This is a genomic window from Streptomyces sp. NPDC002004, from assembly GCF_053593975.1.
Genome location: NZ_JBSFDP010000042.1, coordinates 41,229 through 51,930, shown reverse-complemented (window position 1 = coordinate 51,930; position 10,702 = coordinate 41,229). Strand labels below are relative to the sequence as shown.

The 10,702-nt window shown below is 69.5% G+C and carries 7 protein-coding genes; 5 read left to right on the top strand and 2 right to left on the bottom strand.

The window, feature by feature from the left end:
- Positions 1-480: 480 nt before the first annotated feature.
- The 3 genes from ACWCP6_RS33540 (at position 481) to ACWCP6_RS33530 (ending at position 3,926) form a co-directional block, all read left to right on the top strand.
- Positions 481-966: a hypothetical protein gene (locus tag ACWCP6_RS33540; RefSeq protein WP_450936396.1), complete on the top strand. Its 486-nt coding sequence runs from the start codon at positions 481-483 to the stop codon at positions 964-966.
- A gap of 285 nt (positions 967-1,251) precedes the next feature.
- Positions 1,252-2,898: a protein kinase domain-containing protein gene (locus ACWCP6_RS33535; RefSeq protein ID WP_450936398.1), complete on the top strand. Its 1,647-nt coding sequence runs from the start codon at positions 1,252-1,254 to the stop codon at positions 2,896-2,898.
- A 683-nt stretch (positions 2,899-3,581) separates the two neighbouring features.
- Positions 3,582-3,926 (top strand): VOC family protein, encoded by a 345-nt coding sequence (locus tag ACWCP6_RS33530; protein ID WP_450936395.1) that lies wholly within the window; start codon positions 3,582-3,584, stop codon positions 3,924-3,926.
- Between the two features lie 274 nt (positions 3,927-4,200).
- Here ACWCP6_RS33530 and ACWCP6_RS33525 read toward each other — a convergent pair whose 3' ends face one another.
- Positions 4,201-4,947 carry a VC0807 family protein gene (locus tag ACWCP6_RS33525; protein ID WP_450936394.1) on the bottom strand — a complete coding sequence of 249 codons (747 nt, stop codon included), beginning with the start codon at positions 4,945-4,947 and terminating at the stop codon, positions 4,201-4,203.
- 472 nt (positions 4,948-5,419) lie between these two features.
- On the opposite strand from ACWCP6_RS33525, the gene ACWCP6_RS33520 reads away from it, so the two are divergent.
- A complete protein-coding gene (locus ACWCP6_RS33520; RefSeq protein WP_450936393.1) occupies positions 5,420-6,556 on the top strand; it encodes an RICIN domain-containing protein in 1,137 nt (378 codons plus the stop codon).
- A 208-nt stretch (positions 6,557-6,764) separates the two neighbouring features.
- On the opposite strand, the gene ACWCP6_RS33515 is transcribed toward ACWCP6_RS33520, so the two are convergent.
- Positions 6,765-9,605: an AAA family ATPase gene (locus ACWCP6_RS33515; protein ID WP_450936392.1), complete on the bottom strand. Its 2,841-nt coding sequence runs from the start codon at positions 9,603-9,605 to the stop codon at positions 6,765-6,767.
- Positions 9,606-9,798: 193 nt separating this feature from the next.
- Here ACWCP6_RS33515 and ACWCP6_RS33510 point away from each other — a divergent pair, with 193 nt between their 5' ends.
- Positions 9,799-10,602, top strand: coding sequence for a hypothetical protein (locus tag ACWCP6_RS33510; RefSeq protein WP_450936391.1), 804 nt, complete (start codon positions 9,799-9,801; stop codon positions 10,600-10,602).
- Positions 10,603-10,702 lie beyond the last annotated feature (100 nt).

Here is a 10,702-nt window from a genome sequence, read left to right as displayed (position 1 = left end):
GTCGGCCAGCCCGCCGGGCCGCCTGTCGGCCAGCCCGCCGGGCCGCCTGTCGGCCAGCCCGCCGGGCCGCCTGTCGGCCAGCCCGCCGGGCCGCCTGTCGGCCAGCCCGCCGGGCCGCCCGTCGGCCAGTGTCGTGGTGGTTCCGAACGAGGGGGTGATGTGTGTGGTGCCGGCGGTGCTTTGGGGGCCGGGGGGGGCCGGTCCGGCCTTGTGGTCCTGTGGCGCCTTGTAGCCCGGTCGGTCCGGTGACGCCTGACCACCCGCGCGCTGCCCGCCCCCGGCACCATCTGCACAGACTGAGCTTGATCTTCAACATCAACCGAACCTGCGTCCACTGGTCCCGCCCTACCGCTCCGGCAGGGCGGGCCTGCCCTTGCATGGCGGCGCCCGGGCGCCGCCAATCGGTTGCGAGGCTTCGCGTCGGCCCGAGGAAGTGAAACGAGGGTGCGAAACAACAGCCCTGAGCATTACAAAGACAAAATGACCCTCTTCCTCTGTTCCAAGTGCGGCATCGCGATCACACCGGAACTGACCGAACTCGCCACTGTCCCCGACGCCCCGCACGGCGAGCACGACAGGGACGAGGAGACCCGCCGGGCTCCTTCCACCATGGCGCAGGGCCACTACGCGATCGACCCCGAGCCCTGGGGACCTCCCTTTGTCGTTCAAGACGATCAGGAGAACCCGAAGCCCGCTCAGCTGCGCGGGCCTCTGGTCTGTCGTGACCAGGGCTTCGTCATCTCGGCAGGCAGCCGGGGCACCGTGCTGGTGCATCCCGACGACGCACCCGATCTTCGGCCCCTCCCCAACTGGAAGAACAGCAACGGGTGCTGCGGCCCCACCGGCAACGAAGGACTCAACCGAGCCTGTCCCTGCGGCGCTCCTGTCGCGACCCTCGCAGCCGACTGCTTCGGGCCCTACGAGCTGCACCTCGACCCCGTCCGGACGTACGCGTTCTCCGAGTAGGACCGCGAGTGCACGTGTGAACCCGGCGCACTGCGCACCCGCCGCTCGCGCGGACCGCGCCGATGTTCCTCGCGGATCGTGCTGCACCGGCGTGGGTCCCGGACACTGCGGTGCCCGGGCCGTACGGGGTGGCAGTCGGCACCTCTCTCCGATGCAGTGTCGGCCCTGCGGGGCCGGTGTTCTTCATCGACGCCGAGCCCCTGAAGGGGAGGCCACGTCCGGGTGCTCAGCTCACTGCTCGCCTTCGTGATCCGGCACTTCACCGCGTCACTTAAGCTCCTCGCCATGAACAACAAGGAGAGTGGCAGACGCGTCATCGACGGGCGCTTCGAGCTCGAGACCAGGCTCGGTGGTGGTGGCATGGGCACGGTGTGGCGTGCCAGCGACCTCCTGCTGCACCGCAACGTGGCTGTCAAGGAGGTCCGGCCGTCCGACCCGGACCTCGCCGAGTACGACCCCGGCACGGCAGGGATGCTGCGTGAGCGGGTTCTGCGCGAGGCCCGTGCTCTCGCCAGGGTCCAGCACCCCAACGTCGTGACCATTCATCACATCGTCGACGGCGGCGAGGGCACGTATCCCTGGATCGTCATGGAAATGGTCGAGGGCGGATCGCTCGCCGATCGACTGGACCGGGGGCCGATGACCCCCGCCGAGGCCGCCCGCATCGGCAGAGGCGTACTCGACGCCCTGCGCGCCGCCCACGACGCAGGCGTGCAGCACCGTGACGTGAAACCCGCCAACGTCCTGCTCCGCACCGACGGTCGCCCCGTGCTCACGGACTTCGGCATCGCGGCGATCCGAGAGGCCACCGCCCTGACCGCCACCGGGTCGATCATCGGCACGCCCGACTACATGGCCCCGGAGCGTGTCTCGGGCGACCTCGGCGGACCCGCGGCCGATCTGTGGTCGCTGGCGATGATGCTGTACGTGGCCGTCGAGGGCCATCATCCGCTGCGCCGGGGAACGACGCTGGCCACGCTGGCCGCCGTACTCCAGGAGCAGGTACCGCCGCCCGTGAAGGCCGGGGCCCTGACCCCCGTACTGGAGGCCGTGCTGGTACGGGATCCCTCTGCACGGCCGAGCCCGGAGACCGTCGACCGGATGCTGGCAGCTGTGGCAGAGGCAGGCGACAGGACGACGTCGTACCCGTCGGCACCGCCGCAGGACGCCGTTCCCGGCATGCAACAGCCGACCTCCTACCCACTGGCACCACCACACGACGCCGTACCCTTTCCCCCACCACCGACGACGGCGGTTGCAGTGCCTCCGGCTCGCATCCAGGGGACACGCCGCATCGCCGTCGCCTCCATCGCAGTGGGTGCTGTCCTGGCGGGAGGGCTGGCCTGGGCCGCTCTGCCCGGTACCGGCGCCAAGGACTCGGCGGGTTCCTCCGGAACGGTCAGGCAGACACGGACACCGGCACAACACGACGACTCGAGCGACAAGGGCTCGACGAAAACACCTGCGAAAGCCGCAACCACCGACCTGCTCACCCCCAAGGGCATACGGATCGTGATCAAGGCTTTCGAAGATGCATCGGGAAGCGATCGCTTCGGTGACTTGACCATCTATCCGGACCACGCATCGGCCGACATGATGGTGCCCGGCAGCCAGACCCGGCACGTCAGCTACATGTACCGTCCCGGCGGCGCAGCGGAGAAGGGCATCATCAAAGGCACGCTCACCGGTGGTGACGAGCCGGTGAGCGTGAAGAACTTCCGATGGGACGCCGTGCCGACGTTGCTCGCCCGGGCGGAGAAGGAGCTGAAGGTCGAGAAGCCGACAAGCCGCTACCTGACGGTGCGGCAGCCGAACAACATCTTCGGCACTCCCGCGGGCATGGCGGTCTATCTGAGCAACGAATACAACGAGAGCGGCTACTTGGAGGCCGACACCCAGGGCAGGGTGAAGAAGGTGATGCCGGCCGAGTGATGAGCCGTGCGGCAGCCCAATGAGCTTCACCCCGGGGCGCAGGGCACTGCCCGGCTCCCCGGCCCGCCCCTTTCCGTTCCGCTCCTGGACACGCCAAAGCGTCAGGGGCAGGGATTCCGTGCCCTCGACGACGAAAGCGGCCCCACTTCGCGGGTCAGTGACCTCTCCGCCTGCCGGGGCTTGCCACGTCGGACCCAGCCGCGACCGGAGTCGGCTTCCGGTCCCACTGGTGGCACCACCCGTGCCCGGACCCGGGGACCGACAGCGGGTTCCCACGGAAGCATCCGATCGACCCCGGTCCTCGCCGCCTGCATCACCCCACCACGCCCGGCTGCCGGCGTTCCGCTGACACGAACGGGCAACCGAGTGAGCACGCCGGGCCCAGTCGGCGGCTTCTCGTACGGACGCGACTCGGAAGTGTGACGGCAGGGATGCTTCGTGGGCTCCGTTCGACAGCCGGTGCGAGTTGCGTCCTGTAGGCAAAGCGGCTGGCTGGAAGGGAGCCGGCGGCTTTGGGCGCGTGGGATCCGTGCGAGCGGCGGTGAGCGCGGCGCGGCCGCCCGCACCGGCCGATCGGTCGGTTTCGGAGACGCGGCCGCCCCCGCCCCCGCCTACCGTGTGATCACCGGCGGATTCCGCAGGACCGCTGCGACACCTCCCCGAGACGCAGGAGTACCCACGCCATGAGCAGTGGCATCACCGTGATCATCTACCAGGTCAAGGACCTCGCCCGGGCCAAGGCGCTCTTCGGCACGTTCCTCGGTGTCGAACCGTCGACGGACTCGCCGTACTACGTCGGCTTCGACATCGACGGCCAGCAGATCGGCCTCGTCCCCGCAGGCCAGGATCGCGGCGTCACCGGCCCGGTCTGCTTCCGTGACGTGCCGGACATCGCTGCCGCCCACCAGGCCCTCCTCGCCGCCGGTGCCGAGGCTCACGAAGAGCCGCACGACGTCGGCGGCGGCCTGCTGGTCGCCTCCGTCAAGGACGCTGACGGCAACGTCATCGGGCTCCGCCAGCAGCCGTGACCCGCGTCCACCCTGCCCGCCACAGCGCGAAGGACACCGGGCAGAGATGGACGGGAAGTGGTGCGGCCCCGTCCCGGTCGGGGGCGGGGCCGCTGCCGGAACCCGGTGGTGTGATGGGTCGGCGGGTGGCTCTTCGCGAAGCTCGCTGCCCTCCGCAATGCCTGGGCGCTGCCGGCCTGCAACGAGCCCGGCGACATGGAGTCCAGCACCGCGGTGACCGGGCAGACCGCGTGCCGCAGCACGCCCTGCCCTGCCCTGACCGCCGTCGGTCGGGTCAGGCTTGGGCAGCGGCCCTGGCGGCGCGTTCCTCGCCCCTCCGCCGTGACCGCTTGCCGTACAGCGTGGTCCACAGGACGAGGGCGCCGAGGACCCCGTAGATCAGGACTGTGCTCAGATTCGCCATGACGTCCGCGCTGAGCGTGTACGCCAGCGCCACCCGGACCACGGCCTCGAGGCAGTAGGCCACGCCCCAGACGGTCGTCATCGTGAAGATGGTCTTGCGGAAGCCCTCGAACTGCCACAGCCCGTTCCACCAGGCCGTGCTCGCCGGAGTGCCGTCGGTCGCGAACTTGCGGCCGAAGTAGAACATCAGCGGACGCGGCGCCAGCAGCGATGCCAGGCACAGCAGCCCGAACAGCCCCGTGATGGCAGAGTCCTTGATGAGCAGAGTGCGGGCCGTGTGCGCGCCGACGAGGGACACCACGGCTGTGATCACCAGGAACACCAGGGTGACGACGGCGAATTCGTCGAGCTTGCGGCGCCACGCAAGGTGGACGGCGCTGTCGAGGACGGGCCAGGCGCCACCCGCGAGGAGTGCGGCGAACTCGCTCCAGCCGTGGTCGCGGAGTGTGTTGTACGTGAGGATCGGAGCGACGACGTTGAGGCCGATGGTGAGGATCCAGCCGACCGCGGCGGCTCTCCCCGAACGGGCCGGCGGCGCCGGCTGCTGATCGGTGCCGACTGCTGGTGTGTCCTGTGCGTGCTGCACATGCTGGATGTTCGTGGCGTCCTGAGCGGACATGCTTCCCCCTGAGTTGGTCCGATGAGTGCGATGGCAAGAACGTAAGGCGGCTGCCTGGCGCGAAGCCAGGGTTCACTGGCCAAATGATCACCAAGCTTGGCCGGAATGTGCTATTCCAGTCAGTGGCCCGCTCCCGGACGAAGTCGAGGCCCGGGCGCGCATCCGGTGTGCTCGGCCGGGTACTGCTCCGGGTGTTGCGCCTCCGCTCGGCACCACGGACCGGCCCGCTGCGCAGGCTCCGGCGGGATCCCCGCGCTGGTCCGGCGTCACGGCCGTACCGGTGCGCTACCAATTCCTCCTTCAGTTGACGGATGTAGCGCCGCGGGAGGCGCCCCTACCTTGGCACTCCCGCAGCGAACTGCGCCGCAGGGAACGGGCGTTGGCCTCCTGCGTACAGAACACCGCTGCGGTACGGGGTCGGATCGCGCAGCCGGTCCGGCAGGCAAGAGTTGCCGAAGGAGAACGGAAGACCATGAGCACCGAGTCAACCCCCCACGGCCAGGGACGGCGCGCGACAGCCGCACTCGTCACGGTTGCGGTCACCGCGCTGGCCGCCGCGGTGTCCCCGCTCACGACCGGGACGGCCCTCGCGGACACGTCCACGACGGCGGGACTGTCGCTGTCCCCGCGCCTGACGGCGGACGACGGCCTGGCACCCTCGCTGGACCTCGCCAAGGATTCGGCGGACTACGGGACGGAAATCGTCGTCAACAAGAGGCCGATGGCGAACTGGAGCTTCGTGCCCAACGGCGACGGGAGCTTCCTGATCCGCAACGACAAGACGCAGAAGTGCATCGACTTCAACACCGACAACAACCACCTTGTCGAGCCCCAGTACTGCGACGCGACGAACAGCAAGCAGAACTGGTACCTCCAGCCCTCGGACGCTTCAGGGGGTTACTACATGATCCGGAACGTGAAGACCGACAAGTGCATGGACGTCTTCGGCGGGGCGGGCGACGGCACGGTCGTGGGCCTGTACGACTGCCACGGCAGCGCCAACCAGGAGTGGACCATCGGGCCGACGCCGTCCCCGGGGGCCACCGGCCCCACCCTCGCCGACCTGGCCACCGCGTACGCACTCAAGCAGTGCAGCAACAACTCCAGTGTCATCAAGTCCTGCGACTACGCGGTCACCGGCGACAGCACCGCATCCGTGGGGAACCTGAAGCGCGTCAGCTCCAACGTGTGGAACAACACGACCGACCCCGCGGACCGCACCATCACATGGACGCAGACCACGTCGGAGACCAATTCGGTGGGAGGCTCCATCACCGTCACGAGCGAGGTCGGTGTCAACATCGAGGTCGTCACGGCCAAGGTCAGTACCGCGATCAACGCCCACTACGACCACGCATGGACCCAGACCAACACCGTGAGCGACGCCAACACCATATCCGTCAAGCCGGGCAGCTACAGCTGGGCCATGCGGGGGCAGCTGATGAAGACGGTGACGGGCAGATGGACGTTCACCAACGACCTCGGGAAGACCTGGTCCGGCGACGGCACCGCGACCGTCCCCGCCGTCGACGGCACCGACGACCGCAGCAGCGATCTGGTGCTGTGCACGAGCGACAGCACCGCCAAGGAGTGCGCCGACAACCGGTGACCGTCGTGGAGAACCACCACCAGGTGAACTGACGGCAGGCCGTCAGCCGTTCCCCGGCGCCGTGTCCGGAGCCGGGGAACACGCACGATCCGGCCCGCGTCCCCATCGGCGATGCGTCTGCGAAGCGATGATCCGGGTGCCGGTCGCGTGCTGAACGCCGATGAAGCGTGCACCCGCCGAGCGCGACCGGACCCCTGTGCCGCGGAGGTCACTGTCCTCCCGACCTGCGTCGCCGGATCACCTCCGCGGCGAGTTCGACCCGCGAGGTCATCGCCAGCTTTCTGAGAATGCTGGACACATGGGTGCTGACGGTGCTGCGTGCGATGGACAGACGGGCCGCGATCTCGGGATTGGAACAGCCGTCGGCCACGTGCTCCGCGACCAGGTACTCGGTGTGTGTGAGAGCATCCCAGCCCTGGCGGACGCCGCTTCGTGCCCCGCGGGGACCACGGCGGACGGAGACGGCCCGCAGACGTGCGGTCGCCCGAGCCACCTCCCACACCGCGCCCAGCTGCGTGAAGACGTCCAGTGCCTGATCGAGCTGCGCCCGTGCGTCGTCCAGGCGCCCGCCACGGGCCAGCAATTCCGCGGCGTCGACACGGCAGTACGCCGCGTTGAGCGGCCGTGGGGCGTCCTGGTAGCAGCGGGCCGCCTCCAGGAGCAGCTCGGGATCGTCGGACAGCAGACCTTGACAGCGGTAGGCGTCTGCGAGGTGGTACGGCCCGCGGCTGTGCTCGGCCCGCTGCTGCGCGGCGGAGGCGTACCGCAGGGCGTTCGCGCGCTCTCCCCGGGCCAGGGCGAGGCGCACCAGATCGGGTGCCAGAAAGCAGAGGATCAACCGCCCCGGCAGATGGCCGACGCCCTGGTCGAAGGCCTCGGCGCGCCGGTCGTGAGCGCTCCGGGTGTCACCGCGCGCTTCGTCGAGCAGGGCAGCCGCGCACAACGGCAGATACTCGTAGAAGGCCGCGATCGTCTCGTCGCCCGGTGCCGACGAGGCTGCGTTCAGGTGTGCTTCGGCATCGTTCAGTCGGCCCCTGTGCACCGCGATCAATGAAGCGACCGCTCGCAGCGACCGGCTCATGGCCGCCTGCTCTCCGCAGCCGAGACCTGCTTCGACCTCCGCCAGCGCATCGTCCCAGCGGCCGGCGTGGAAGGCGGCGAGCGCGCAGGACAGGTGGTACCAGGGCAGGAACACTCCGCCGATCCGCTCCGCCGGCCCCCGGACCGCGGAGAGGCTCCGTTGGGCGTCCTGGCCGAGATCGAGATCGGCGTAGCAGTTGACCAGCGAGAGCTGCAATCCGATCCACTGAGCCGGATGCATCGCGTCAGGAGTGACGCGCGACGCCTGCCGGGCCAGTTCGACCGCCTCGGCGTCGGGCGTCTCCAGGAAACGCTTCGCCGCCAGGACGTGCAGGGCGTGGGCGAGGGCGGAGCCGTCCCCGGCTTCGTCCGCGGCGCGTCGGGCGCGCGAGGCGACCGAGCCGGCTTGGGCGAGGTCGCCCAGCGCGAAGAGGCACACCGCGCTGAACGCCTGCAGCCGCACGACTTCGATCGCCGAAGTGTCTGCGTTCCTGTATCCGGCTCGTGCCTCTGCCAGTGCACGGTCCGGCCGCCCGCGAGCGAACGCGGACTGGATGATGACCCAGCGCAGCAGTTCGTCGAGCCCGGGGGCGGACGCGCCGGCCAGCGTGCACCGGGCGCTCTCCTCCGCCTCCGCGAGACGGCCGCAGGACAGCAGCGCGAGGGCGTGGTACAGGCGGAGATGGCCGGACCGGGCGTCCGAGGGGTCGATGAGTTCGAGTGCCGTGGTGAGCAGCTGCAGCGCCAGATCCGGCGCCCTCGCAGTGAGTCGTGGCGCGGATTCCGTCAGCCAGCCGGTCAGGAATTCCGGGCTGGGTGGCCCGTGGAGCAGGTGCTCGGCAACGCGTTCGGGCGCGGCACCGGCCTCCGAGAGACATCGTGCCGCCCTCATGTGCAGCATCGCCCGGACCGTGCCGGGAGCGGCGTCGTACAGGGCGCGCCGGAGGAGCTCATGAGGGAAGTGCAAGCCCTGGCCGGAGTCGCGCAGGGCTCCGGAGGCTTCGGCCTCCTCCAGGACAGCCAGCAGGTCCGGCATCGGAAGGCCGACGACGGCGGCGAGTTCGGCGGTGGTGCAACCCGTGCCGAGCACGGAGGCAACGCGCAGGACCTGCAACACGTCGTCACGTACATGGCGCAGCCGGTGCGCCACCAGCGCCGTCAGCGGCGGAAGCGAGCAGCCGGCGGCCGTGTCCGCAAGGGCCCCGCGGGTCTCGATGGCCCCTTCGCGCTCGAGCGCGGCGACCAGCTCCGTGATGTAGAGCGGGTTGCCCGCGGCTCCTTCCGCCATGCGCAGCAGCCGAGGTCCGGCCTCCCGCCCGCACAGGTCCGCAAGCAGCGCCGACACGGCCTGTTCGTCGAGGGGTGTCAGCTCCAGCCGGGTACGGTGCCGGGAGACGAGGCTTTGGGACAGCCGGTCCGCTTCGGCGGCTCCAGGATCGGGGCGGTGGGCACCCACGACCAGCAGCGGCAGTTGAGGCGCTGAAAGCACCAGCTTCCGCAGCACGGCCAGGCTGGCCGAGTCCGCCCATTGCAGGTCGTCGAGGAACAGCGCCAGCGGCCCTTGGGCGCACAGCTCGTCGACCAGCCCGAGCAACGCTTCGGTCGTCGCGGCATACACGCCGGCCGCCTCGCTCGTGACGCCGGGCAGACCGTAGCGGGCATCGCCACGCAACACCTCGGCGGCCCGGGCCCGCAGGGCGTCGTCGGGAGCCTCCTCCAGCCGCAGGCAGCGTGAGATCAGGGCGAACGGGCATGACTGTTCCAGACTCCGGGCGCTCCCGTACAGCACCCGGATTCCCAGGGTCTCCGTGGCCGCCCCGGCCTGTTCGAGTAACGCCGTCTTCCCCAGCCCGGCCTCGCCCACGATGAACACGGCGTTCCCCTCGCCCGCGAACGCGGACTCCGCCGATCGCGACAGGACCGTCGCCTCAGCCGCACGACCCCTGAGATGACCTTCGAAAGACGTCACTGCCGTGGCCCCCTGCCGTGTAATCCGAGGGATTAATAGCACATCACTTTGGATTGGGGTCACCGCCGACCAGTACGCGGACATGTGCCTCCTGCGGCCGAACAGGTACCGGTGCCGCACAGGACGCCGCGACCGCAGCAATGGCCTGGTCGTCGTACGCCCAGTGTCAGTGCGGTGCGCTTCACTGTCCGCCATGAAGCTCACGCAAGCGACCGTCAACGACCTCCTGGCCCAACTCGGCCCGGGGAATGACTACATGTACCTGCCCAGCGACCTGGACCCACAGGACCTGACCGACCTGCTCAGCGACAGGTACGGCGCCCCGCGCACCCTCGTCCTCGACGGCTTCACCGATCCGACGGTCGACGATTCCAGGGGCGCGGCTCTCCTCGTCCCCTTCGAGGACAGGGTCGTGAAGATACGGGCGTGGGCGTACGGGGATCAGTGGGTCGGCACGGGTACGGCGCGCGACGCCGAGGGGGTCGAGCGGACGGTGTTGGTGGTCGCTCACAGGAAGATGCCGGAACCTTTGGCGATCGTTCCGGACGAGGACGAGGACGTCGACTGGATGGAGCGGCTCAGACGGATCACCGGCTGGACACAGCCCGCCCAGCGGCCGGACATGGACTGGGCGGAGATGGAGTCGCGCCTGGGCACCGCGCTGCCGAGCGACTACAAGCGCATGGTCGAGACGTTCGGCAAGGGCGCCTTCGACGGATACCTGGACCTGAACCAGGAGCCGTGGACGGATCTCGAAGAGGACGGACTGCTGATCTGGGCGGGCACTGAGCACGAGGACCTGTACTGCTGGAGGGCCGACGGCGACGACCCCGACCGTTGGCCCGTCGTGGTCCGGTCCTTCGACAACAAAGACGTCCCCTTCGACTGCCAAGCCGCGGAGTTCGTCTGCCGCATCCTCGTCGACCCGCACCACCGGTTCACGATGGCCGGTTATTTCGACACCCACTGGTTCATGACCTACGGGGAAGGCAACTGACCGAGCCCCGCCGCCAACGGCACCCGCAGCCTGGTCAACAGCGCCTTCGGGCAACAGGGCAGAAACACTCGTCTGCCACAGCAGACTCACCAAAGGCAAT

Excerpts from the sequence above, each read along its gene's own strand:
- ACWCP6_RS33540 (WP_450936396.1), top strand. The coding sequence starts at position 481 with ATGACCCTCTTCCTCTGTTCCAAGTGCGGCATCGCGATCACACCGGAA.
- ACWCP6_RS33535 (WP_450936398.1), top strand. The coding sequence starts at position 1,252 with ATGAACAACAAGGAGAGTGGCAGACGCGTCATCGACGGGCGCTTCGAG.
- ACWCP6_RS33530 (WP_450936395.1), top strand. The coding sequence starts at position 3,582 with ATGAGCAGTGGCATCACCGTGATCATCTACCAGGTCAAGGACCTCGCC.
- ACWCP6_RS33525 (WP_450936394.1), bottom strand. The coding sequence starts at position 4,947 with ATGTCCGCTCAGGACGCCACGAACATCCAGCATGTGCAGCACGCACAG.
- ACWCP6_RS33520 (WP_450936393.1), top strand. The coding sequence starts at position 5,420 with ATGAGCACCGAGTCAACCCCCCACGGCCAGGGACGGCGCGCGACAGCC.
- ACWCP6_RS33510 (WP_450936391.1), top strand. The coding sequence starts at position 9,799 with ATGAAGCTCACGCAAGCGACCGTCAACGACCTCCTGGCCCAACTCGGC.